This window comes from Alistipes sp. 56_sp_Nov_56_25 (genome assembly GCF_001915285.1).
Classification (GTDB): Bacteria; Bacteroidota; Bacteroidia; order Bacteroidales; family Rikenellaceae; genus Alistipes; species Alistipes shahii.
The window spans coordinates 42569-67573 of the sequence record NZ_MNQF01000022.1; the positions used below are offsets into that span (position 1 = coordinate 42569).

22 protein-coding genes and 1 pseudogene are annotated in these 25005 nt (G+C 59.7%); 11 read left to right on the top strand and 12 right to left on the bottom strand.

The annotated features are described in order from the left end of the window. Positions 1-691 precede the first annotated feature (691 nt). Positions 692-2122, bottom strand: coding sequence for a DUF1566 domain-containing protein (locus tag BHV64_RS07135; RefSeq protein WP_217727745.1), 1431 nt, complete (start codon positions 2120-2122; stop codon positions 692-694). 521 nt (positions 2123-2643) lie between these two features. Then, a complete protein-coding gene (locus BHV64_RS07140) occupies positions 2644-3315 on the bottom strand; it encodes an MgtC/SapB family protein (protein WP_147620291.1) in 672 nt (223 codons plus the stop codon). 310 nt (positions 3316-3625) lie between these two features. Here BHV64_RS07140 and rpmI point away from each other — a divergent pair. The 4 genes and pseudogenes from rpmI to BHV64_RS07160 all read left to right on the top strand — a co-directional run bounded on the left by rpmI (position 3626) and on the right by BHV64_RS07160 (position 5753). Beyond that, a pseudogene (gene rpmI, locus BHV64_RS07145) lies at positions 3626-3809 on the top strand (50S ribosomal protein L35). A 91-nt stretch (positions 3810-3900) separates the two neighbouring features. Continuing rightward, positions 3901-4245, top strand: coding sequence for a 50S ribosomal protein L20 (rplT, locus tag BHV64_RS07150; protein ID WP_010265672.1), 345 nt, complete (start codon positions 3901-3903; stop codon positions 4243-4245). Positions 4246-4345: 100 nt separating this feature from the next. Further along, positions 4346-4528: a hypothetical protein gene (locus tag BHV64_RS07155; RefSeq protein ID WP_015546779.1), complete on the top strand. Its 183-nt coding sequence runs from the start codon at positions 4346-4348 to the stop codon at positions 4526-4528. A gap of 16 nt (positions 4529-4544) precedes the next feature. Then, positions 4545-5753, top strand: a complete 1209-nt coding sequence (locus BHV64_RS07160) for an MFS transporter (RefSeq protein WP_022061186.1) — start codon at positions 4545-4547, stop codon at positions 5751-5753. Between the two features lie 90 nt (positions 5754-5843). Here BHV64_RS07160 and BHV64_RS07165 read toward each other — a convergent pair whose 3' ends face one another. Next, the gene (locus BHV64_RS07165) at positions 5844-6797 is read right to left on the bottom strand and encodes a hypothetical protein (protein WP_015546778.1); all 954 of its coding nucleotides are present in this window, start codon (positions 6795-6797) and stop codon (positions 5844-5846) included. Positions 6798-7176: 379 nt separating this feature from the next. On the opposite strand from BHV64_RS07165, the gene BHV64_RS07170 reads away from it, so the two are divergent. Beyond that, complete coding sequence (locus tag BHV64_RS07170; protein ID WP_288115687.1) at positions 7177-7899, top strand: MBL fold metallo-hydrolase; 723 nt, start codon at positions 7177-7179, stop codon at positions 7897-7899. Between the two features lie 66 nt (positions 7900-7965). Here the strand turns inward: BHV64_RS07170 and BHV64_RS07175 are convergent, their stop codons facing one another. Then, positions 7966-8373 (bottom strand): DUF6249 domain-containing protein, encoded by a 408-nt coding sequence (locus BHV64_RS07175; protein WP_276744302.1) that lies wholly within the window; start codon positions 8371-8373, stop codon positions 7966-7968. Positions 8374-8516: 143 nt separating this feature from the next. Between BHV64_RS07175 and BHV64_RS07180 the strand changes: the two genes are divergently transcribed. Continuing rightward, positions 8517-9077: an RNA polymerase sigma factor gene (locus BHV64_RS07180; RefSeq protein ID WP_168949934.1), complete on the top strand. Its 561-nt coding sequence runs from the start codon at positions 8517-8519 to the stop codon at positions 9075-9077. Further along, positions 9064-9456, top strand: coding sequence for a hypothetical protein (locus BHV64_RS07185; protein WP_149887034.1), 393 nt, complete (start codon positions 9064-9066; stop codon positions 9454-9456). The genes BHV64_RS07180 and BHV64_RS07185 overlap by 14 nt, the downstream gene beginning before the upstream one ends. 57 nt (positions 9457-9513) lie before the next feature. On the opposite strand, the gene BHV64_RS07190 is transcribed toward BHV64_RS07185, so the two are convergent. The 4 genes from BHV64_RS07190 to BHV64_RS07205 all read right to left on the bottom strand — a co-directional run bounded on the left by BHV64_RS07190 (position 9514) and on the right by BHV64_RS07205 (position 13075). Next, a complete protein-coding gene (locus BHV64_RS07190) occupies positions 9514-9828 on the bottom strand; it encodes a heavy-metal-associated domain-containing protein (RefSeq protein ID WP_022061180.1) in 315 nt (104 codons plus the stop codon). Between the two features lie 115 nt (positions 9829-9943). Further along, positions 9944-12310: a TonB-dependent receptor gene (locus BHV64_RS07195; RefSeq protein ID WP_288115688.1), complete on the bottom strand. Its 2367-nt coding sequence runs from the start codon at positions 12308-12310 to the stop codon at positions 9944-9946. Between the two features lie 66 nt (positions 12311-12376). Beyond that, positions 12377-12802: a hypothetical protein gene (locus BHV64_RS07200; RefSeq protein ID WP_147620298.1), complete on the bottom strand. Its 426-nt coding sequence runs from the start codon at positions 12800-12802 to the stop codon at positions 12377-12379. Beyond that, positions 12803-13075, bottom strand: coding sequence for a PqqD family protein (locus tag BHV64_RS07205; RefSeq protein WP_015546770.1), 273 nt, complete (start codon positions 13073-13075; stop codon positions 12803-12805). It lies immediately after the preceding gene. A gap of 119 nt (positions 13076-13194) precedes the next feature. Here BHV64_RS07205 and BHV64_RS07210 point away from each other — a divergent pair, with 119 nt between their 5' ends. From BHV64_RS07210 to BHV64_RS07225, 4 genes are read left to right on the top strand one after another with little or no spacing between them, the layout of a single operon-like run. Beyond that, positions 13195-15198, top strand: coding sequence for a RecQ family ATP-dependent DNA helicase (locus BHV64_RS07210; RefSeq protein WP_288115689.1), 2004 nt, complete (start codon positions 13195-13197; stop codon positions 15196-15198). Between the two features lie 59 nt (positions 15199-15257). Beyond that, a complete protein-coding gene (locus BHV64_RS07215; protein WP_015546769.1) occupies positions 15258-15866 on the top strand; it encodes a 3'-5' exonuclease in 609 nt (202 codons plus the stop codon). Next, positions 15863-17062 carry a class I SAM-dependent rRNA methyltransferase gene (locus BHV64_RS07220; protein WP_015546768.1) on the top strand — a complete coding sequence of 400 codons (1200 nt, stop codon included), beginning with the start codon at positions 15863-15865 and terminating at the stop codon, positions 17060-17062. Before BHV64_RS07215 ends, BHV64_RS07220 begins: the two co-directional genes overlap by 4 nt. A 3-nt stretch (positions 17063-17065) precedes the next feature. Beyond that, the gene (locus tag BHV64_RS07225) at positions 17066-17911 is read left to right on the top strand and encodes an alpha/beta hydrolase (protein ID WP_217727739.1); all 846 of its coding nucleotides are present in this window, start codon (positions 17066-17068) and stop codon (positions 17909-17911) included. Between the two features lie 47 nt (positions 17912-17958). On the opposite strand, the gene BHV64_RS07230 is transcribed toward BHV64_RS07225, so the two are convergent. The 4 genes from BHV64_RS07230 to BHV64_RS07245 all read right to left on the bottom strand — a co-directional run bounded on the left by BHV64_RS07230 (position 17959) and on the right by BHV64_RS07245 (position 24886). Further along, positions 17959-18813: a YncE family protein gene (locus tag BHV64_RS07230; protein ID WP_217727738.1), complete on the bottom strand. Its 855-nt coding sequence runs from the start codon at positions 18811-18813 to the stop codon at positions 17959-17961. A 94-nt stretch (positions 18814-18907) separates the two neighbouring features. After that, positions 18908-20854 (bottom strand): membrane protein insertase YidC, encoded by a 1947-nt coding sequence (gene yidC, locus BHV64_RS07235; RefSeq protein WP_217727737.1) that lies wholly within the window; start codon positions 20852-20854, stop codon positions 18908-18910. Positions 20855-20889: 35 nt separating this feature from the next. After that, positions 20890-22509, bottom strand: a complete 1620-nt coding sequence (locus BHV64_RS07240) for a CTP synthase (protein ID WP_022061477.1) — start codon at positions 22507-22509, stop codon at positions 20890-20892. A 148-nt stretch (positions 22510-22657) separates the two neighbouring features. Then, positions 22658-24886 (bottom strand): DUF349 domain-containing protein, encoded by a 2229-nt coding sequence (locus BHV64_RS07245; protein WP_288115690.1) that lies wholly within the window; start codon positions 24884-24886, stop codon positions 22658-22660. Positions 24887-25005: the final 119 nt, after the last annotated feature.

A 25005-nucleotide genomic window follows, 5' to 3' on the forward strand; every position in this document is an offset into this window, starting at 1 on the left:
AAAAAAACCTTCATAAGCAGAATGTTTTGGGTTAATAAATGATTCTTAAATCTTCCGGATGCAAAATCTTAGCAATAGAACGGATTGTATGCAGACTCCGGAGGGGCAAGAATTTTGCGATTTTCGCGATGCCAATATAATGAATTTTTTTTAATAACTGCCCGAATGGACTATTTTTACCAACAAATAGGTATGTTTGAGAGCGTCATATGGCACATTTTTTCGCACTCTTTTTATAATGAATAAATTTTCCCACTATTTTGCAATGCTCCTTTTTCTGCTCAGGGCGGGGTAGATTATGATACCGCTGGTGTGTCTATTTGCAGGAGTAGCCGATGGGAGAGAGTCGACGGACTTTACAGTGCCATGTTCGATCATGTTTTTTGATGCTGAATAACTTCAATTTGTCCTCGGACGAAAGAACCCGACAATTGTACGTTGCCATGACAATGGGCTCCATGGGTTAGAATGCCGCCCTTTTTAGCAAATTTGTCAAATCCGTATTTTTTTCGTATCTTGCAATTAGTTATTTGAAATGCGGTATTTGAGCACAAAAAGCTGAAAATAAACCGTTACCTTCTCGTTACCTATTCTCCTATATGAAAGTTGTAACGACCCGATAAATCGAATCATTACAGCTTTTTAATCCCGTTCCTGCGAGGCCGGGCTTCTAATTATACAGAGCGTATGTTTATTTTATCTCGAATTGTGCGATTGCACGGACCGAACCCTCGACAGTAGACTGGCTGGAGAGCGAAACAGTCGCCATAGCCGCCTCCACAGCGTCGTAATAATTGATTTTCTTGGCTCGCGCACTACCCGTCAGCGTGGAACTCCAATAGGCAATACCCAGCATCTCCTGATAGCCGCCCTTATTGATAAGTTCGCCTTGCATATCGAAAAGAGTTGACAACTCGTCTCTTGCAGGCAGATACCAACCGTCGCCCAAAGCCAGCGCTGCGGCAAAAGCAGGATAATCGGCAGAATTTCCCCGAACGGCCTCCGTATTCGCCTTACCGTCCGAAATCGAATTCAGCGCAGCAGCAGAGGGGCCCCAACTATACCAATAATACGTACCGATCTCGTCGGACACCTCCGTACCATTCACCGAGCAGTCCTTCAGCGCAGCAATCTTACCGGATTGCCCGTCCTGTGCGGCCTCAAAGACGATGCCTTTAACATCACCGCCGACAGCGCCGTTAGGATAGATGTCGCCCACTTTATAAACATGCGGAGCAACGGTTCTGACCGTAACGTTTGCAATTCGCGTTATGCTTCCGGCATCAACAGAAAGGCCGTCGGCAATGGTACGCGTTCTGGACCAAACAGGTTTGGGATTCGTTGAAGACATGACATCCAGCGCCAGATAGCCATAAGATTGGGCAGGAACGACAAAATAGAACGTGTTAGGCTCCCCTCCCTTCACTTTATAGTTACCGAGTTCGCGCGAAATCGACTTACCGGCATTCGCCCCGATACGGAACGACGGCTCACCGTTGACGAACCTCACTTCACCGCTACCGGTAAGATTCGCCGTCGAATTGAGCGTAATCGAACCCAACGCAGCATCAGCATCGGTAGTCAGCGTAACGGCCATAATACCGCACAGGTTCTTAAAGGCGAACCTGACATTCGAAAGGCTGCCGTCCTCCACCGCCGCATAAGCAGCCATCGGAGCCGCACCCTCGGCGATATTGTTCGAAGGCCGGTTTATATTGTTATTCTGCACCGAGTTCAGCGTAATCTGCTTCGAGGCGCTCGAAGAACCGTTGTACAAAGCATAGAATTGAGTACCGTGGACACCCTCTTCGTTACCCACAACTTCGAAAACCGCATTCGGAGTATCCGCTCCGGATTTCAGACGGTACAGCAGCAGCCTCTCCGGCTCCTGCTCGCTCCAGACGGTAATACAATCGCCCGAAGACCAAAACGTTTTAACCTCTTTACCCGCACCGAACTCAACGTCTTCGAGATACGCGCGCGTCGCAGGCAGGCTTGCCGAGATCTCGGCAAGCGTGACGAAATTGTTATTTCCGGCCGGAGCGGGATTCATTTCAGCGACATTATCCGAGCAGGCGGACATCACCAATGCCGAACCTGCAATCATCCAAAGTTTTTTCATAATTTTACCGTAAATTTGGAATTAGACAATGTTATTCCCACTCGCCGTCTCCGGAATTATCCGTCATACCCCATCCTCCGGAAGCAGACTCTCCGGTCTCGGTCGACACGGCAAATCCCGCCTCGACCTTTACATCGACAATCTCAATTTCGGGGACCTGATATTCCCCCCCCCCTCTTTTCTGTAAGGTTCTCATAAGCAAATAATTATTCAAACAATAAATATAAGTGAAAAATATTTTCAGTCAAATAACATTCAACTTTCAGCGTATCGCATACAAAAACACTGCAAAATTAAATATTAAAATTATTTTTTGCAAATCAAACATATGCATACATATCAGATATTTACATCTTTTTCAGATACAGGCGGCCAATCTGCAAATCGAATGCCATCCGGCTGGTTCATCAGACAATAAAAAAGACTCCCGGACAATTCCGCCGGAAAGCGAAAACGCCTGCACCTTCATGTAAAGCGACGAAGAAAAACGAAAGCGGAGACCGTGACGGCGAAAAACAGCGTCAGACGATCTTTTCGACAGTGATGTCCGGATTTGCGCGCAGCAGGTCGATATACCCCTCCTCGCTGGCCTGCCCCTTGGCCCGGATGACGATCGTGGCGCGGTGCACCACTCCGTCGGAAGTGCGCTGGGTCTCGACTTCGTAGGAGATCACCGAATAGTCCTTGCTTTCGAGGCGCTCGAACATCGCGTCGACGAACTCCTTCTTCGAGGCCGAGAAGACGATCATCGTCCGGCGCCGCCCCAGTCCGCCGAAAACCAGCGTCAGCACCTCCAGTCCGAACAGCGTCAGCGCGGTGGCCGCTCCGGCTACGATATACATATGCGCTCCCGCCGCCAGGCCGATGCCCGCCGTGGCCCAGAGGCTCGCCGCGGTGGTCAGCCCCCGCACCAGCTGCCGGTGAATGATGATCGTGCCGGCCCCGATGAAACCGATGCCGCTGACCACCTGCGCCGCGATGCGGCTGGGGTCGAGACGCAGCCCGTCGTGGGTCGCCAGAAAATCCTCGAATCCGTATTGCGAGACAATCATAATCAGCGCGCTGCCCAGCGCCACCAGGAAATGAGTGCGGAAACCCGCATCCTTAACCCGGTATTCCCGGTCGAGGCCGATGATCGTTCCGCAAAGGCCCGCCACACACAACCGCACGATAAAATTCCATTCCATCTCCATAAGCACTCCGGGCTTCGCCCCGCAAAAATCATACATAAAATTCCGGCATTCCTCCGGGAGAGGTCCCCGGCCGCCGCATCCGGCTCCGCAAAACACGACCGCCGGCGCGTTCCGGGTCCATCCAAAAGTACGGGAAAAACCGGGCCGCCGCAAGACCCGGCAAAGCCTCCCGACCTCCCGAAAGCGTCGTTACGACACCAAATATAAGAAAAAATCCCGGATTGCGAAGAATTTTCGGCGGGAAGGTTGCACTGTGGGAAAAATTTCGTACTTTTGCAGGCTATGTTTAACTAATTAACTATTTACGACAATGCCGAAAATGAAAACCAATGCCGCTGCGAAGAAGCGTTTTACCTTCACCGGCACAGGAAAAACACGCTTATCACAGTCACATCCTGACCAAAAAGACGACGAAACAGAAGCGCAACCTCTGCTATTCGGGAACCGTTTCTGCGGCCGACGAGGCCAAAATCAAGAACCTGCTCGTTAAGTAATTAACCCGCAGCATTTTATTAATCGGGACGAACCAGCCCCAAAGAATGCGGGAGAACCGTATCGCTGGCAGTCCTCCAAAAACTTTACAATATGCCACGTTCAGTAAACGCTGTCGCGTCACGCGCACGTCGAAAGAAAGTTTTGAAACTTGCCAAAGGTAACTTTGGTTCAAGGGGAAACGTTTGGACCGTTGCGAAAAATACGGTCGAGAAGGGTCTGTGCTATGCCTATGCACACCGCGCCCTCAAGAAGCGGACATTCCGTTCGCTGTGGATCACGCGTATCAACGCCGCCGTCCGCGCCCAGGGAATGACCTATTCACAATTTATCGGCAAACTCAACGCCAAGGGAATCGTCCTCAACCGCAAGGTGATGGCCGACCTGGCAATGAACGAGCCGAAGGCATTCGAGGCAATAGTTAAAGCAGTTAAATAGCCCTTCGCGAGAAGGGTTTTAGCGCGGCGGATACCTTGGTATCCGCCTTTTTTTCTCCGGAATTTTTCCAGGAAGCACCTCCAACCTAAAATACAACCGCATGAAACATCTGACCTTGCTCCTGACGACGGCCTCGAGCCGGCTGCACGCATTCAGCGGCACGGAAAGCGACAATAGGGACCTCGGCACCGGCGCACTCAAACTTCACACCGACGGGCGGCAGTTCCGGCTATGGAGCGACAAAGCCCGCATGGGTTTCATCCTCCCTAAACTCGGATTCTAAAAAGACAGAACACATCGTGGAAAGTTGGAAAAAAACATTCGCCGTCATCTGGAGCGGGCAGCTGGCCTCGATCCTCAGCAGCGAGGTCGTGGCCTACTCGATCATCTTCTGGATGAGCCTCGAAACAGGCTCGGCCGAGGTGCTGGCCCTCGCAGCCATCGCCGGGATGCTGCCCCAGTCGCTGCTGGGGCCGCTCGTCGGGGTTTACGTCGACCGCTGGGACCGCAAGCGCACGATGATCCTCGCCGACAGTTTCATCGCCCTCTGCACGCTGGCGCTGACGGCGCTCTTCTGGCTCGGCGCAGCCCGGATGTGGCACATCTACATCCTGCTGGCCTGCCGCTCGGCCGGCTCTGCCTTCCACATACCCGCCATGCAGGCGTCGGTCCCGCTGCTGGCCCCCGCATCGCAGCTCACGCGCATCGCCGGAGTCAACCAGATCATCGCCTCGCTGTCGAGCATCGCGGGTCCGGCCCTCGGAGCGCTGCTGATCAATCTCACCTCGATCGGCAACATCCTGCTGCTGGACGTGGCGGGAGCCGCCATCGCCTGCATCTCGCTGCTGTGCGTCCGGATTCCCAACCCGGCGCGCGACACGACGCGCAAACCCGACCTGTGGCGGGAGTTCCGCGAAGGTTTCTCGGCCATGCACGCCATTCCGGGCATGGGATGGTTTTTCACGCTGGCCATCGTCGTATGGTTCTTCATCATGCCCGTCGGGGTGATGTTCCCGCTGATGACGCTCCAGCACTTCGGCGGAGGCGCTTTCGAAATGAGCCTGATCGAGATCGTCTGGGGCGGCGGGGCGCTCGTCGGAGGCGCCGTCATGGGCGCGCGCACCTACCGGGTCAGCCGCATCGTGCTGGTCAACCTGATGTATCTCGTCGTGGGACTCTCGTTCGCGCTGTCGGGGCTTCTGTCGCCTGCGGGATTCCTCTGGTTCGCCCTCTTCACGGCGGCGGCGGGCATCTCCAGCAGCGTGTTCAACGCCTCGTTCGTCTCCGTGGTCCAGACCCGGATCGAAGCGGGCATGCTGGGACGCGTCATGTCGCTCTACCGCAGTTTCGGGCTGCTGCCGGCGGCCCTCGGACTGCTGGGCACGGGATTCCTGGCCGAGAACGTGGGACTCACCACGACCTTCGTCGTCGCCGGAACGATCATCGTCGCGGTGGGCGCGGCGGGATTCTTCATCCCCTCCGTCATGCGGCTCGACCGCAACCCCTGATCCGCCCGCCCGGCACTTGCAAAAAAAATGAGGCGCGCATGGAACAACATCCATTCGCGCCTCGCAAGCAAGTCTGAATAAGCCCTTTTATCAATCCTTCGGATAAACGTATCCGTTGTAGCGAATCTTCTGGAAAACCGTATTGGTCGAACTGTCGTACGACCATTCGTAGGTCACCGACGATGCGGGGTACTTGGTCGTATCATACTCCAGAGGGGAGAGGAAACGGCACTCCTGCGTTCCGCTGATGATCTGCATGCCGCGGTAAACGCCATTGGTCAGTTCATAGCCCATCCCCACCGCCTGCGTCATGTCGGACGAATAGAGGGTCGGACCCGAAGCGCCGCCTTCGACCTTGAAATCCTTGCCCGAGCAGAGCGAATAGGCCAGGCTCGAATCCTCGGCACGCAGCGTATAGCGGCCGGTCCAGTTGGAGGACGCATCCACATTATCGAGATGGATACGGAACGACGAGGCTCCAATTATATAGGAATCGGCGCCGTCGAAATAGAGCGTAGTCTCCCCGCCATCGAAATTGAACGCCGACCGCAGACCGGTATTCGTGTAAGCGAACACCTTGAGATCCTGCATCTCGACGGTCCAGGGCGCAGAATAGGAGGATTGGTTCAGCACCTTCGTCCCGTTGGTTTTCACCAGCACGGAACCCGCCATGAAGAAACGGTCGGGCAGCTGGGCTTCGTCGCTGTAAGTGATCAGATAGTCTTCACCCTGCCGTTCGAGTTTCGTATGCGCGCCGAAAAGGGTTTCCCAGACCTTGATCGAGGCGTCGCCCTTTTTGACCACGATCTCCTTCAGGTCTGCGGACAGGACATCCTCGCCCTGCTTATCCGCTTCGGCCAGCAGCATCGCCAGGCGCAAGGCCGCATTGGCCGGCCGCATGGCGAGTTTATCCTGATCCGTCGCCAGCTGATAGATGTACATTCCGGGCTGAACGGGAAGCATCTCCTTCCAGGTATCGTTTTCCTTGATACAGCTCGTGAATGCGAGAGCCGCCAGCGCGATTGTTGCAATAAGTTTATTCATACGGTATGTTTGGTTAATTTATTCATATAAACGCACCCGGCGGCAATATACTGCGCGGATGCCGTAAAAAATTTCCCTTTATCCGATTTCCGTCCGGTATGCCGGCCTGCAGAAACCCGGCAGCGAACCTTTGGCGCGCCGCGTCGGGGTTTCCAGCTCCGGTTCGGGCGTGCATCGGAGCTGTGCTGCCGCAAAGATAGATTTTTTTTTCGCGTATGCGAAATCTATTTTGCCGTTTCGCCGCAAATTTGTATCTTTATTCCATGATGCTCCGACTGACGACACCCCTTTTTGCCGGACTGCCGGAGCGCCACACGCTGATCGCAGATTTCGCGATCGAACGATTATGAAAACACACAAACCAACCGTATTCATTCTTATGTCACTGCTCTCCATTTTCGGCTGCGGCCGCGCAACCCCCCCCGAATATCCCGCCGACCGGCTCTCCGCCCGCGACGGGACCGAATTCACGATCACCTTTTTCAAGCACGCCTCGCTCGCGATCTCCGTGGGCGGCAAATACATCTACATCGATCCCGTGAGCGCCAACGCCGACTACGGCGCATTGCCGAAGGCCGACATCGTGCTGATCACCCACTCGCACTACGACCACCTCGACGTGGCGGCCGTCGAGAAGCTGCTCGCCGCCGACACCGAAATCCTCTGCGACCGGACCTCGGCCGAAGCTTTCGAAATGAACTGCTACACGATGCGTCCGGGCAGCGTCGCCACGCCGCGCGACTATGTGAAGGTCGAGGCCGTCGCGGCCTATAACACCACGCCGGGCCATCTGCAATTCCACCCCCGGGAGCGCGAGGACTGCGGCTATGTGCTGACCATCGGCGGCACGCGCATCTACATCGCGGGCGACACGGAACCCACCCCCGAACTGCAGGCGCTCCGAAAGATCGACATCGCCTTTCTGCCCGTGAACCAGCCCTACACGATGACCGTCGACCAGGCCGTCGAAGCGGTGAAGGCACTGAAACCGGCGATCTTCTACCCCTACCACTACGGCGAGGTGGACGAAAAGACCGACATCGACCGTCTGGCCCGCGAGCTGGAGGGCGTGACGGAGGTCCGCATCCGGCCGATGGAATAGCGGGTACGCCACTGCAAAACAAAGAGCGTCCCGGCGGGACGCTCTTTTCACAGCGGTCCTCCCGCCCTACCTTCTGCGGGAGAGGGCGCGCTCTACGATGAACGAGACGATCAGTCCCAGGCCTCCGAAAACGAGCACCGAACCGCCATAAACGGCGCTGCGCGTGTCATAGGACTGGATTTCGGTTATCCGGGTCAGCATAAAGCCGAAAAGCAGCCCGGCGCCCAGCCCCAGCAGCAAGCAGCCGACTTTCAACGCCCCGGCCGGGATACCCGGAGCAGTTTCGGACGCAGTCCGTATCGTGGCGCCCGTCCGCAGCCCCATCGGCACCAGTTTCAGGTAATCGATCAGCGAACCGGGTTCGAGTTTCCCGATAATCTCGCGCCGCTCGCGGCGGCAGATAAGCAGTTCGAAGAACTTGTAAATTCCCAGCGTGACGATTCCCGTCACCAGCGGGACCATGATAAAATTCATAATCTGTAAAATTAAAAGGTTTCCGATTCTTTTTTTGCGATCTCTGCCCTGTTAGACGCCGAATGTGCAAAAAGGTTACAGACGACGGAAAAACACGGCTCACGTGTAACCTTTTCCGCCGCGGCGCGTCTAACGGAATAACCATGCAAACGGAAGAACAGGAACTGATCCGACGAATCGCGGGCGGAGAGACCCGTCTCTGCGCCCGCCTGGTCGATCGCTACGGAAGGGCGGTTTACACGCTGGCCGCACGGATCGCCGGATGCACGGAGGACGCCGAAGAGCTGACGCAGGACATTTTTCTGAAGGCCTTCTCCAGTCTGGACCGGTTCGGCGGGCGGAGCAGTTTCTCGACGTGGCTCTACCGCATCGCCTACAACACGGCCGTGTCGCACGCGCGGCGCACGCGTCCGAAGCATTGCGGCATCGACGAACGGCGGCTGGCGGCCCTGCCCGACAGCGAGGCCGACCGGCTGGAGGAGTGGGCCGAAAAGCAGGAGCGTCTCGACGCGCTGAACCGCGCCGTCGAACGGCTCGATCCCGAGGAACGGGCGCTGGTAACGCTGTTTTACTACGAGGACCGCTCCGTCGGCGAGTGCGCCGCGATCACGGAACTCTCGGAAGGCAACGTCAAGGTGCGGCTCCACCGAATCCGGAAAAAACTATATGTACTGGTAAACGACGAGATGAATGGAACAGAGTGATGCGATACGCCGCGCGGTCCGGCAAGTTCCGCCCCCGGAACTGCCCGCAGGCTTCACCCCGCGGCTGATGGAACGGATGCGGCGTGAGACCCTGCGGCGCGAACGACGCGAAACGTGGCTGCTGACGGCCGGGGGCGCCGGCTGCTTCGCGGCGCTGATCGCCGCCTGCGTGACGACGCTGTGGCCGGACTTCAGGCTGCGAATCACCGACTTCGCCCTTCCCCGCCCCGAACTGCCGCACTTCACGCTGCCGCACCTCACGCTGTCGGAAGAGGACAAATGGCTGGTTGCAATGTGTGTCTGCATCGCGCTGGTCTTTCTCGCACTGCTGCTCGCCGACCTCGTGATCCGCCGCCGCATCGCCTCCTCCCGGAACTGAAAAACGGGGAAACCTCCCGAAGAGGCTCCCCCGTTTCCGATAACAAACCCGCCGAAGCTATTTCTTCGCAGGGGCTTTCTTGGGTTCGGCCTTCACCTTGATCGTGGCGAACCCCTTGACGATGTTCTCGTCGTTGTTCTTCGAAGCGTCGTAAATCACGGTGACCTCCTTCTTCGGCAGGTCCACCTTCACGTCCTTGATGCCCTTGCCGAGCGACGGAACGTTGTTCATAATCTTCTTCACGCAGTGTTCGCAGTCGATGTCCGTAACGAACACCGTCGTCACCTCTTTCTTCTGCGCCGGTTTGCCGGCCGCAGCGCACATGCCGAGGCCCATCACCAGAGCCAGGCAAATCATCAGAATCTTTTTCATCTTGCTGTTATTTTAAGGTTTCGAAAATTTCATTGTCCTGTTTCCGGGCCTCCCCTTTCAAAGGGAGGTTCGGAGGGATTGTCTGCACGGTTCCATACCGGTCTTCAAAACAGTCCTAATAGAGATTAAACCGTAAACCGACATAGAACTTGCGGCCCATGAGCGGTCCCCAGACGTTCATCGAGTTGAACTTGTAGTCGTAGGGGTCCTGCGCATTGAGAATCGGGTCCTTCTGGCGGTAGTCGGCGATATTCTCGCACCCGGCGTAAATGTCGAACTTGCCCACCTTGCGGCTCACCTGCGCGAAGAACATCGGATAACGGGGCGAATAGTAGCTGTCGTCGAGGTCGCCCGTCTGCGTCGGGATGCGTGCCGGACCGTTGAGCTGCGCCGTGGCGTCGAACACCCAGCGGCGGAACTTCGTGGCATACTGAATGTTGAGCAGCGTCTTGTACTGGCTCACCAGCGGACGCTCCACGCGGGCCGTACCGCCGTCGGCGCGCCTGATCGTCATTTCGCTGTCCGTGTAGCGGAACGTGGCGAAGATGTCGAGCCGCTCGACCGGCGACCACGAGAAGTCGATCTGGTAGGTGTCGGTGTACGAACGTCCGTCGGTGTCGTAGAAAACGATCCGGTCGGCATACATCTCCTGATCGGCCACGACCGAGTTGTAGAACTGCGTGCGGAAATAGTCGAAGCTCAGCGTCGCATCGCCGGGGTTCACCAGTCCGAAAGTCTGCGTAAGGCTTCCGCCGACGGTCAGGGCCTTCTCCATACGGTCGAATTTCCGGAAATCGAACTTCCCCGATTCATTGTCGAGGAACGTGATCGCCCGGCCCGTGGCCAGGACGCCGATATTGTCGGTGATGACGTTCGTCGAACGGTAACCCAGACCGCCCGAGGCGCGGAGCGTCGTCGAGGGGGTGATGTTCCATTTCAGGTGGCCGCGGGGCGTGAGGAAAAAGCGGTCGTAATAGTGATTGTAGTCGCCGCGAAGTCCGGCCACGATCGAGAACTTGTCCTTGATGGCGTAGGTATACTCGGCATAGGCTCCGGCCTCGCGCTCGTTGCGGTCGAAATCGTAGTTGCGGACGCTGTTGGCGGCGATCCACGGCGTGGGATTGAGGAGCTTCTCGCGGTAGTAGTCCAAATGCCCCTGCACGCCGACGATCAGCGACGAACGGTAGGTGAAATAGTGGTTGTACATCAGATTCAGCGCCAGCGAATTCTGGTTGCCCGTGTAGTCGTTCAGCCCGAAATAGACGTCTTCGCTGAAGTGGTCGAAGTCGGCGACGAACGCCAGGTTCGAGCGCATCTCGTCCTGTTCGTCGGGGTCGTAGACCGCCGGACCGACCGGCATACCGACTTTAAAATAGCCGTTGGCGTTGCGGTTGCGGATGTGCGAACCGTAGAGCGGCATCTTCTTGTCGCCGGCCCGCCAGTCCCAGTCCTTCTCCATCGCCTCGCGCATGGTCCGGGTGTTCTTGTAGTCGAGCATGCCGCCCAGACGATTCTCCTGCACGAACTTCCAGCCCCAGCGCACCTGCGTGCCGTTGTCGGCGGCATAAAGCCACTTGTTGGCCACGTTGATCTGGTCGGATTTCGGCAGGTCGCGGAAGCCGTCGTGGTTGTGGTCCATCTTCCGGGCGTCGGTGTCCATCGAACCGTGAAGCAGAATGACGCTCGACAGTTTCTTGTCCTTCGTCACGGGAAAGGCCGTCGAAACATTGGCCTCGGGGCGCAGTTCGTCGTCGAGGTAGAGGTTCACGAACAGCCGCTCGTCGTCCGTCGGCTTGCGGTGTTCGAGGTTGATCTGCCCCGTGATGGCCTCGTGACCCGCCGTGACCGAAGCCACGCCCTTCGACACCTGGATCGAGTTGAGCCACATGCCGGGCGTGTAACTCAATCCGTAGGGAGCGCTCAGGCCGCGCATGATCGGGCGGTTCTCGTCGAGAATCTGCGTATAGGTTCCGGCCAGCCCCAGCATCTTGATCTGCCGGGCGCCGGAAATGGCGTCGCTGTAACCGACGGTCACCGAAGCCGAATTCTCGAACGACTCGGCCAGGTTGCAGCAGGCCATCTTGCAAAGACCCGCAAAGGAGATCATCTCGCCCTTGACGATGCCGTCGCGCTTGACGAAGTTGCCGCTTAAATTGCCCTCGACGACGACGCCTTCCAGCGCCACGCCCTCCGAACGGAGCGCGAACGCGACCTTGTCGACGCCGTTTTTCACGTCCAGCGTGTCGTTGACGAAGCCCAGATACGAGGCCACGAGCTTGTCGTAGCCCTTTACGCGGTGAAGGAGGAACGCACCCTGGGCGTCGGTGCTGGCTCCGATGGTCGTACCGGCCCAGTAGACCGAGGCGCCGACAAGCGGTTGATTCTCGGCATCGCGGACCACGCCCTGCAAATCCTGCGCACGGAGCGAACCGCACGCGGCGAGGGCGAAAAATGAAAATACAGTGATTTTGAAAAATTTCATGGAAATTCCGTTATTGGTTAAAACTGATTACGGACCGGCGTACACGACACCGGTCCCGAAGGAGTCTTAAACCAATACGGGAGGAGCGCGGAAGCCAACGGAGAGTGTCGAGGCTTCCCGGACGAAAGGCGTTCGCCTCTCGGCGACCTTCTCGCGCAGAAAGGGAACATGCGCGGGACACGGGCACTCTGCGGCGAGCGCAGGCGGCAGGTCGAGGACGATGCAGCGGGTATACCGCTCGTTGTTGTCGAAAGACGAGGAAACGTAGAGTTCGATTTCGGTCGAATGGTGGTTGCCGCAGCAGGGTGCGCGCATCTCACCGCCGGCCGCGGCCGGAAGGTCCGCCACATGGAGGCAATGGCAGCAGCACGCATGCTCCGTGCGGGCCTTCATTGCCACGCATTTGCACGTCAGCGACGCCAAAGCCGTCCCCGCCGTCGCAAAAAGATAGACGGCGAGCAGCAGCAGCGATATGGACCTTTTCAATTTCATCTACTCTTCCACGATTCCGCATTCGGCGAGGCTCGCGATCCACCGCCCGGCATCCTTCCGGGCCGTGTCGGCGTCGACCTCGTAACGTTCGGTGAGCAGCAGCGCGGCATCCGCAGCCGTAAACTCGCGTCCCCGCAGCTTCTCCCACAGATACATCGACGAAGGATTGAGCGACACGATGCGTGTCATATCGGCGGCGCCTCCGCGCCCCGGCATCACGATCACGTGCTCGCCGGCCATCTCCCGGACTTTGAATTCTTCGCGTATCTTCATCTGTCGAACGTTCTGATCTTCGCAAAAGTATAAAAAAATCTCCAAACCGCCTAATTTTTTTACAAAACGGCTTGCAAACGGCTTTTGCCCCGTCCCTTCTTTTTTTATACCTTTGTGTTATGAAACCCGCACCGGACAGGATATACGACACGCTGAAACGCTACTGGGGCTTCACGGAGTTCCGTCCCGTGCAGCTGGAGATCATCCGCTCCGTCCTGGAGGGCCGCGACACGCTGGCGCTGATGCCCACGGGCGGCGGGAAATCGCTCACGTATCAGGTTCCGACCCTCGCCCGCGAGGGGCTGTGCATCGTCGTCACGCCGCTCATCGCCCTGATGAAGGACCAGGTCGACCGGCTCCGGGCGCGGGCCGTCCCGGCCGTTGCGATCCATTCGGGCCTTTCGCCGCGGCAGATCGACATCGCGCTGGACAACTGCGCCTACGGCGACGTGAAATTCCTTTACGTGGCCCCCGAGCGGCTGGCGACCGAGGCGTTCCGCCTGCGCGTCGTGCGCATGAACGTACAGCTGATCGCCGTCGACGAGGCCCACTGCATCTCGCAGTGGGGCTACGACTTCCGGCCCTCGTACCTGCGCATCGCCGAGCTGCGCGAAAAACTCCCCGGCGTCCCCGTGCTGGCGCTCACCGCCTCGGCCACGAAAACAGTGGCAGACGACATCATGCGCCACCTGAAATTCCCCGAACCGCACATTCTGCGCAGCAGTTTCGCGCGTCCCAACCTCTCGTACAGCGTCCGCCGCACCGACGACAAGAACGGACAGCTGCTGCGGCTGGTCCGCAACGTCCCCGGCACGGGCATCGTCTACGTCCGCACGCGGGAGGGCACCGAGCAGATCGCCGACCTCCTGCGTCAGGAGGGCACGACGGCCGCCGCCTACCACGGCGGACTGGGACACGCCGAGCGGTCGCTGCGGCAGGAGGAGTGGCTCTCGGGCAAGACGCGCGTGATGGTGGCCACCAACGCCTTCGGCATGGGCATCGACAAAGCGGACGTGCGGTTCGTGGTCCACTATGCGATGTGCGACTCGCTCGAAAGCTACTACCAGGAGGCCGGCCGCGCGGGCCGCGACTCACAGCGTGCCTATGCCCTGCTGCTCGTGGCCTCGGACGACAGCGACCGCATCGCGCGGCGTTTCGAGCAGGAGTTCCCTCCGCTGGAGAAGATCAAGGAGATCTACGAACGGATCTGTTCCTACCTGCAAATCGGCATCGGCGACGGCGGCGAAGCGTCGTTCCTGTTCAACATACACGACTTCTGCGCCCGCGAGCGCCTCTATTCGGGGACCGTCACGAGCGCCCTGAAACTGCTCCAGCAGAACGGCTACATGACCCTCACCGACGCACAGGAGAACCCCGCGCGGGTGATGTTCTGCGTCAGCCGCGACGAGCTGTACAAACTCCGCGTGCAGCGCGACGAACTCGACCACTTCATCCGCACCCTGCTGCGGCTCTACAACGGCGTCTTCACCGAGTTCCGCCCCATCGACGAGGGCGAACTGGCCACCTGGAGCGGCTACACCGTCCAGCGGGTCAAGGAGCTGCTCAAACGGCTCTGGCAGCTGCGCGTGATCCGCTACATCCCCTCGAACCGCTCGCCCATCCTCTTTATGAACGAGGAACGCCTTCCGCGCGCCGACCTCTACATAGCCCCCGAGACCTACAAGCGGCGGCAGGAGCTGATGCGCGAACGCTTCGAACAGATGATCGCCTACGCCGCCAACGAGCAGGAGTGCCGCAGCGCCGTGCTGGAGCGGTATTTCGGCGAGGAAAACCCCGCGCCGTGCGGGGTCTGCGACATCTGCCTGGCCCGCAAACGGGCCGCGAAAGCCGCCGCCCGGGAGGCCGGAACCGCTCCCGGAACCGCTCACCCCGGAGCGGCAGGCGATGCGCCCGGCTCCGAAAGCGCCCTGCGCGAAAAACTCCTGGCGTGCCTCGCCCGGTCCCCGGCCGACCCGCACCGGCTCGCCGCCGAACTGGCCTGCCCGCCCGAACGGCTGGCCGAAGCGGTGCGCGAACTGCTCGGGGAAGGGGCGGTCCGGACCTTCGCAGACGGACGCATCGCGCTTTTCAGCGGTCCCGACGGCCCGGACAAGGCAAAATAGCGCGCCGAAGAGCCGCTTTTCTGAAAATAAATGCATAAATTTGTGGGAATTTTCACCGCATGACCACAGTTAACAACTTCATTGATAAAATCAGCAACGAGCAGACCGCCCTGCTCCCGGCCGTAGAGTTCCGGGGGGAGATCCGCATCGTCGAACACGAACGCGACATCGCCGCGGCCTGCAAAACGCTCGCCGAGCAGCCCGTCATCGGCTTCGACACCGAGACGCGCCCCTCGTTCCGCCCGGGCGTCACGTTCCGCGTATCGCTGCTGCAACTCTCCACGCCGACAGTCTGCTACCTGTTCCGGCTCAACAAGATTCCGCTGGCCAAGCCCATCCTGCAACTGCTCGAAGACAGGCGGATTCTCAAAATCGGCGCCGACGTGGCGGGCGACCTGCGCTCGCTGCGCCAGATCCGCCACTTCCGCGACGGGGGCTTCGTCGACTTGCAGGGCATCGCCCCCGAGTGGGGCATCGGGGAGAAGAGCCTGCGCAAGCTCTCGGCCATCGTGCTGGGCCGGCGCGTCTCGAAAGCCCAGCGGCTGAGCAACTGGGAAGCCGCGACCCTCACGGACAAACAGCAGCTCTATGCCGCGACCGACGCATGGGTCTGCACCCGCATTTACGAACAGCTGCTCCGCACACCGAAAAAACCGATCCGCAAATGATACCGCAAATTTACCTGCGCAAAGGCAAGGAGGAATCGCTTCTGCGCCGCCACCCGTGGATTTTCTCGGGCGCCATCGATCACATCAAAGCCGAGGAGGAGTCCGATTTCGCCGAAGGGGCGCTCGTCGAGGTCTACACCCGACAGGGCGAATTCATGGCCTTGGGCCACTACCAGGTGGGGTCGATCGCCGTGCGCGTGCTCACGTTCGAGCGCGAGGAGATCGACCAGGCGTGGTGGAACCTCCGGATCGCCGTCGCCTACGACGTGCGCCGCACGCTCGACCTCACGGACAACCCCGCGACGACCTGTTATCGCCTGGTCCACGGCGAGGGCGACTCGCTGCCGGGCCTCGTCGTCGACATCTACGGCCCGGTCGCCGTCATCCAGTGCCACTCGGCGGGCATGTACCACGCGCGGATGCAGATCGCCGAGGCGCTGCGCACGGTCTACGGCGCACGCCTCACGGCCATCTACGACAAATCGTCGCAGACGCTCCCCTTCAAGGCCGCCCTCGGAGCCGTCGACGGCTACCTGTGGGGAACCTCGGACCATGCGTCGCACATCGTTCTGGAAAACGGCGAGCGGTTCTGCGTCAACTGGGAAAAGGGGCAGAAAACGGGCTTCTTCCTCGACCAGCGCGAAAACCGCCAGCTGGTCAAACGCTACGCCAAGGGCCGCACCGTGCTCAACACCTTCTGCTACACGGGCGGGTTCTCGGTCTACGCCCTCTCGGGCGGCGCCGGGGAAGTCTGCTCGGTGGACTCTTCCGAACGCGCCGTGGCGCTGGCCACGGAGAACATGCAGCTCAACTTCGGCGACAATGCGGCCCACTCGGAGGTCGCCGCCGACGCGGTGGACTACCTGAAGGACATCGGCGACAAATACGACCTGATCATCCTCGACCCGCCGGCCTTCGCCAAGCACCACAAGGTGCTGGGCAACGCCATGCAGGGCTACAAGCGGCTCAACGCCCGGGCCTTGTCGCAGATCCGCCCCGGGGGCATCCTCTTCACGTTCTCCTGCTCGCAGGCCGTCACGAAAGAGCTGTTCCGCACGACGGTCTTTTCCGCCGCCGCCATCGCAGGCCGCAAGGTGCGCATCCTGCACCAGCTGACCCAGCCCGCCGACCACCCAATCAACATCTACCATCCCGAAGGCGAATACCTCAAGGGACTGGTGCTTTATGTAGAATAAGCCATGAAAAAACTGCTGACCACCGCCCTGCTTGCGCTCACCGCGGCCCTGACGGCCGGAGCGCAGAGCCGCACCGAAGTCTACACCTTCCCGAGCGAGGTCCTCGGGGCCGAAAAGAGCTGCACGGTCTACCTGCCCGACGGCTACGACCGCTCGCAGGAGTCCTACCCCGTGCTCTACCTGCTGCACGGCGCCAGCGGCTGCCACACCGACTGGACACAGAAAGGCGACCTGCGCCGCATCGCCGACGAAGCCATCGCCGCAGGCATGGCCCGACCGATGATCGTCGTCATGCCCGACGCCTCGGGCGAAGGCCCGAAACGCACGGGCAAACACATGGGCTATTTCGACGTTCCGGGCTGGGACTACGAACGGTTCTTCTTCGAAGAGTTCATGCCCGCCGTCGAAAAACGCTACCGCATCGCCTCCGACAAGGCGCACCGCGCCGTTGCGGGGCTGTCGATGGGCGGCGGCGGCACGGCGGTCTACGCCCTGCACCACCCCGAACTGTTCGGCTCGGCCTGTTCGATGAGCGGCCTGCTGGACATGTTCCCCGGCCGCCGCAGCTACGACAACGCCTTCCAGCAATCCGTCGCCGACAACTCGCCCGTGGCCCTGCTGCGCGGAATGACCGCCGAACAGCTCGACGGCGTGCGCTCGGTCCGCTGGTGGGTCGACTGCGGCGACGACGATTTCCTCTGGAAATGCAACGTCGATTTCTACACGCTCATGCGCGAGCGCGGCATTCCCCTGCAATACCGCATGCGCGACGGCGGCCACACCTGGCGCTACTGGCAGACGGTGCTGCCCGACGCGCTGACATTCGTTTCGAACGGATTCGGCAAATAGCCGCCGCTTCCCATAAGAGAAAGGTCCCGGACATCCGGGACCTTTCTTTATTTCACCTTCTCGAAGACGTAGACTTCGTGCACCTCGCCGTCGTAGCCCGGATAGAAGCCCCGCGGCATGCCCAGCACGATCCGCGCCCCGCGGTTGGCCAGCACCAGCAGATCGTCCGTCGCAGGATCGACGGCCAGCCCCTCGATTTCGCCCGGACGGCGGAAATCGTCCATCGAGCGGAACGGAAGCACCGTGGCATACGATTTTCCGTCGCGCAGATCCGCAACGTAGAGGTTGTCCGGTTCATCGAGGTCGGCGTCCCCGTCGTCCGCAGAGATCAGCATGCGTCCGCCGACCATGAAAATCCCCTGCTGCCACTGGGGCACGGGACGCAGGTGGACCTTGCGGACATACCGCCCCGTTTTCCGGTTGTAGCCGTAGACGTAGCGTCCGTCGACCCAGTCGGCCATCCAGACCATGTCGCCGTCGCGGTCCACCGCCAGCCCGCACACCTCGACCTGCCCCGACGAGGGTTCCCAGTCGATCGAGCGTTTCCATTTCAACGTGTTGGCGTCGTAGACCGCCACCTGGATATTCTCCCCGCGGCCGTCGTCGAAGGTTTCGATCCCGGCGTAAATCTCCCCGTCCCACACGTCGATGTCGCCGATGTGGTTGGCAGCCAGCGGCAGCCCCTCGAACGGCCGCTCGTTTTTGGCCGCCAGCCGCCCCTGCTTGTCGTATTTATAGAGCGCCGTGCTGCCCGACACATAGTAAAAATTCGAATCGGCGGCGACACCCTGCCGTCCCTCGACGGGAATCACGCGTTTCAGCCGGTACTCCGACCCCAAATTCTGCGCCCCGAGCGGCATTCCGGCCGCCAGCAGCGACGCCAGCATCAAAATTCGTTTCATAACGGTATCGTTTTATGCGGCCTCCGGCAAAAACGGGGCCGGAGCGTTCCCGATGTGGAATCCGCTCCGGCCCGTGTTCAAAGCGGAGTTCCGCCTATTTTCTCTTCGCGCGCTGCTGGGCCTCCTGCTGACGCATCAGCTCCTCGTAGCGCTGCTGGAATTTCGATTTCTTGCCTTTCGACTTCTTCGCGGCGTTCGCCTGCATGATCGCGTGGATCTTGTTGTCGTCGACCATGCGCCGGATGACGAGCGTCTGCCCGATGGTGAAGATATTCGACAGCAGGTAGTAGTAGCAAAGGCCGCTCGAATAGCTGTTGAACCAGAAGAGCATCATAATCGGCATCATGTAGACCATCATAAACTTCATGCCGGCCATCTGGGGCTGCGACGACGCCGTCTGCTGGTAGTTGAACCAGGAGTATCCGAACAGCGACACCGCCATCAGCAGGGCGAACAGCGAAACGTGATCGCCGTAGAAGGGAATCGAGAACGGCAGGTTCACGATGCTGTCGTACGACGAGAGGTCGTCGGCCCACAGGAAGGGCTGCTCGCGCAGCTCGATCGACGCGGGGAAGAAGCGGAACATGGCGATCAGGATCGGCATCTGAATCAGCATCGGAATACAGCCGCCCATGGGGTTGATGCCCGCCTTTTTATAAAGCTCCATCGTCGCCTGCTGCTTTTTCATGGCGTCCTCCGGCTTGGGATACTTCTTCGCCAGTTCGTCGATCTGGGGTTTGACCAGACGCATCTTGGCCATCGAAACGTAACTCTTGTAGGTCAGCGGCGAGATCACCAGCTTCACCAGAAGCACCAGGATGAAGATGATGATGCCGAAACTGCCGATGTAGTTGCGCAGGAAGTCGAAGACCGGAATCACACACCAGCGGTTGACCCATCCGAAGATGCCCCAGCCCAGCGGCACGAGACGCTCCAGATAAATATCCGCACCGCCCGGCTCCCCGATCTTCTTGAGGATCGAGTACTTGTTGGGGCCGAAATAGAATGCGAAATCATACCCTTCGGTCTGCGGCGTATAGGGCACGCCCATCTGCGCCGTGAAGGTCTTGAGCAGCGACGACTCGGGAGCCGCCGTGTCGAAGGCGAGGTTGGCGTAGGACACGTTGTCCGGGGCGATGAACACCGACGAGAAGAACTGCTGCTTGAAAGCCACCCAGTTGACCTGCGTCGAGATGTTCTTCGACTTTGCGCCTTCGCTCATGCCCAGCTCCTCGATCGAGGTCTCGTCGGGGAAACGGTACGAGAGCGTGGTGTACATGTTCTCGTTCTGGAAACCCTTCTCATTCTGGAAGGTGGTGTTCGCCCAGTCGATCTGAATCTGCGTCTGGTTGGCCATCTCCGGAGCCATATTCACCAGCCGCACGTCGAAGTCGACGAGGTAGTCGCGCTCGGGAGCCTCCGTATCATATATAAGGTAACGGTACTCCAGATAGGCCCCCTCCGCCACCGGAAGGCGCATCACGACGCTCTTGGCTCCGTCCGCCTCCCCCACTACGGGCTGGGCCGTGAACACGTAATCCAGCGTGTTGACCGGCACGTTCTTCAGCCCGTTCTTCAGATAGAATGAAAGCCCGAAACGCGCCGTGGCGGGGTCCATCATCTCGATTTTCCGGTCGCGTTTTCCGCGCGGACCGTATTGGGTGTAATCCTTCAGCGTGACGCCCTTGATCTGGCCGCCGCGGGTGGAGAAGAGCACCGCCATCACGTCGTTCTCCACGATGAATTCTTCGGCCTCCGCCTCGCGGGCCGCCGTCAGCGACTCGCCCAGCGTCTCCACCTGACGCTCGCGTACCGCTGCCGCAGCCTCTGCGGCCGCCACTTCGGCCTGCACGCCGTTACCCGACGTCAGCGAATCGGCCACGGGAGCCGCCGCACGCGCGGCTGCGGCCACCGAATCGACATAGGCCTCGTATGCGGCTTTCTGTTCCAGATACTCTTTCTGCTGCTGGCTGTTGAAATAGGCGAATCCCAGAAAAAGAACCGCTACGACGGCAATGCCTATGATTGATTTTTTATCCATTAAACTGTCTTCCTTTTTATCTTTTCAGAGGGTGATTACTTCTTCTCCGCATACGCCAGCGCGGCCTTCACAAAGGCCACGAACAGCGGCGAGGGGCTCAATACGGTGCTCTTGTATTCGGGATGGTACTGCGTACCGACGAACCAGGGATGGTTCTCGATCTCGACGACCTCCACCAGATTCGTGTCGGGATTCACGCCCACGGCCTTCATGCCGGCCGCCTCGAACTGCTCCAGATAGTCGTTGTTGAACTCGTAACGGTGGCGGTGACGCTCCGAAATGTTGAGTTTGCCGTAGGCGGCAGCGACTTTCGAGCCTTTCTTCAGCGCACAGGGATAGGCGCCCAGACGCATCGTGCCGCCTTTGGCCGTAACGCCCTTCTGCTCCTCCATCAGGTCGATCACCGGATGCGGCGTCTGCTCCATCTCGCTCGAATTGGCATCGGCGAGATTCAGCACGTGGCGCGCGAACTCGATCACGGCGCACTGCATGCCCAGGCAGATGCCCAGGAACGGGATGTTGTTCTCGCGGGCGAAGCGCACGGCCTCGATCTTCCCCTCGATGCCGCGGTTGCCGAAGCCCGGAGCCACCAGAATGCCGGACATCTTGCCCAGCTGCGCGCCTGCGCTCTCGCGGGTGATCTTCTCCGAATTGACATAGCGCAGCTTGACCTTGCAGTCGTTGACCGCCCCGGCGTGGATGAACGATTCGCAGATCGATTTGTAGGCGTCGGGCAGTTCGGTGTACTTGCCGACCAGCGCGATCTCGATCTTCTTCGAGGGGTGTTTCACCTTCTCGACGAATGCGCTCCACGCGGCCATGTCCGGCTCTTTGTCGGCCGTCAGGTTCAGTTTGTCCAGCACGACCTCGTCCAGATGCTGTTCGTGCATTTTCAGCGGCACTTCGTAGATCGTCGGCACGTCGATCGACTCCATCACGGCGTTGGCGTCGACGTTGCAGAACAGCGCCACCTTGCGCTTGAGCGCCGTCGACAGCGGATGCTCGGCGCGCAGCACGAGGATGTCGGGCTGGAGACCGTTCTCCAGCAGGGCCTTCACCGAGTGCTGCGTGGGTTTGGTCTTCAACTCGCCCGAAGCGGCCATGTAGGGGATCAGCGTCAGGTGAACCAGCGCCGTATTCCGGTAACCCAGCGAATAGCGCAGCTGGCGCACCGACTCGATGAACGGCTGCGACTCGATGTCGCCCACCGTGCCGCCGATCTCGGTGATGATCACGTCGTATTTCTTGGTCTGCGCCAGCAGCTGAATGCGGCGTTTGATCTCGTCGGTGATGTGGGGAATGACCTGCACGGTCTTGCCCAGGTACTCGCCCTTGCGCTCCTTCTCGATGACGCTCTTGTAGATACGGCCCGTCGTGACGTTATTGGACTTCGACGTGGGCTGGTTCGTGAAGCGCTCGTAGTGCCCCAGGTCGAGGTCCGTCTCGGCGCCGTCCTCGGTGACGTAGCACTCGCCGTGCTCGTAGGGGTTGAGCGTTCCGGGATCTACGTTGATGTAGGGGTCGAGTTTCTGAATGGTCACCGAGTAACCGCGGGCCTGCAACAGGCGGGCGATCGAAGCCGAAATAATACCCTTGCCGAGCGACGACGCCACGCCGCCCGTTACGAATATGTACTTGGGTTTGGAAAGTTTCATTACTGTTTTATTTATAAATTCGTTGTAACACCGTTCAGCGCCTTTTTCCGCAAGCCCCCGCCAAGGCGGGGGTTCGGGGGCGGGTCAAACCTGTATACACGGCGTTCCGCCGTGGGCCGGCGTCCGGAGCGGCAGGACGATCCGATCGTCAGGCATTGTTATTTTCGTCCTGGTCCTGCTTGTCGATCAGCTTCACCTTCTCGATCGTCGAGGCCATCTCCTCGCGGGCGCGCTCGATCTTCGCACGCACGTCGGCCACCAACGCCTCGGCGTTCTTCGACTTGGCGAAGAAGCCGATGTTGTTCTCCAGGAGGCCGATCTCCTGCTCCAGCTGACGCACCTTGTTGTAGAGGCGTTCGCGTTCCGAACGCAGGCGGCGGTCGCCCGACGCCTTGAACGACGAGACTTTCTCGCGGAAGCGGCCCATCGAACGGTCGCGCTCCGAACCGCGCAGCGTGTTGAACAGCTCGTCCACGGCGGCCTTGTACTTTTTCTGGATGGCGTCCTTCTGCTTGATGGGCACGAAACCGATCTCACCCCAGCGGCGCTGGAACTCGCGGATCACCTCGTAGCCCCCGGCCTTCACGTCGGCCCCGGCCATTTCGGCCAGCAGGGCGAGTTTCTTCTGCAGGTTCTCCTCGTGCTCGCCGTCGACGCTCGCGAAGTGCGACGCCTTGCGCTCGAAGAACTTGTCGCAGGCAGCGCGGAAACGCTTCCAGACGGCGTCCGAATGGCGCCGCGACACGGCTCCGATCTGCTTCCAGCGGGCCTGGAGGGCGATCAGTTCGTCGGTGGCCTTCTTCCACTCCTCGCTGTTCATCAGCGACTCGGCGGCCTCGCAGATCTCAATCTTCAATTGAAGGTTGTGCTCCATCTCGGTCTTCATTCCGGCATAGAACTGCCGCTTTGCCTCGAAGAAACGGTCGCACGCCGTGCGGAAACGTTCGTAGATGCGGTTGTTATCTTTCTTCGGCGCGAAACCGATGGTCTTCCAGGTCTTCTGAATCTCCAGCAGACGGTCGCTCGCGCGGTTCCACTCCTTGCGGGTGGTGAGCGGCTGGGACGAAAGTTCCTCCGTGGCGACGCACAGCCCGGTCTTGAGTTCGAGGTTCTTCACCTGCTCGCCCTTCAGCGTTTCGAAATGCTCCTGATGCTGTTTGTTGATGCGGCTCGACGCGGCTTTGAAACGCTCCCAGAGCGTCTCCTTGTACTCATTGGCGACGGGACCCGTCTCGCGCCACTCGTCATGGAGTTTTTGCAGCTTGTGGAACGCCTCGACGACGGAAGGCTCCAGCACCAGCGCCTCGGCCTGCTCGCAGAGGGCTACCTTCTGTTCGTAGTTCTTCTTCAGATCGAGGTCACGCAGCTCCTTGTTGATCTTGATGAAGCTGTAAAAATTCTCGACGTGCAGGTTGTAGGTCTCCCACAAATCCTTGACATGCTGCTGCGGCACGATGCCGGTATCCTTCCAGCGCTGCTGCAACTCGCGGAACTTGTTGAACGTATGGTTGAGCGTCTCGTCCGAATTGACCAGCTCCTTCAGCTCCTCGATGATCGCCTGCTTGACCTTGAGATTCGCCTCCTTCTCGGCTTCGAGGTTGGCGATGAACGCGTCGCGGCGGCGGCGGTACTCCTTGAACTGCTCCTTGAGCTGAATTTCGGCGCCGTCCACCGAAGGAGCGAAATCCTCCTCGGCGCCGCCCTCCTCGACGAAGCGGCGGCGTGCGGCCTCGACCTCGGCGCGGCGGATGCGGTAAAAGGCGATCTTCAACGCCTCCACATCCCGACGGATCGACTGCACGGGCTGCTCTTCGAGCATCCGGGCGAACAGGGCCACCAACTCCTCCTTGCCTTTTCCGGCGAACTTGTCCTCCTCGGGCTTCTGCGCGGCGAGTTCCTCCGCGGCCTCCTCCTCGGGCGTCGCGCCCTCGATCTCCAGCCCGGCATTCTGCGCCGCGAGCGCAGCCTCCTCATCGGCAAAGTCCACCTGCACGTCCCGGGACGCGTCCTCCTCCGATTCCGCAACCTCCGGCCCGGCGGCAGGCTTGATCCGGGCACGTTTGGCGCGCGGCGCAGCCTCCTCCCCGGAAATCCGCTCCGCGGCGGCCTCCTCCGCAGGCGTTTCTGCGGCGGGCGCTTCGGCAACCCCGGCAGACGCTTCGGCGGCGGGCGTCTCCGTCACGGCGGATTCCGCGGGCGCGTCCGCAACCTCCGCAACGGGTTCTTCCGCAGCGGCGGACGCCTCCGCAGCCGGTCCTGCGGCGGGCATTTCGGGTTCAGGGACTCGGACAGTCACGGCAGGATTCGCTTGCGCATCTTCAGCCGCAGGGCTGACTTGCTCCTCGGGAGCAGGAAGTGTCGGTTTTTCAGTAGCCATTTCAGTACACGTTTTTGGTTCCCGCATGTGCGGGAGCATATAAATCTCGCAAATATAACCATTTTATGCGGAACGCCGAAAAGATTTCGTCAAAACATGCAACAACGCCGCCCTGCGGA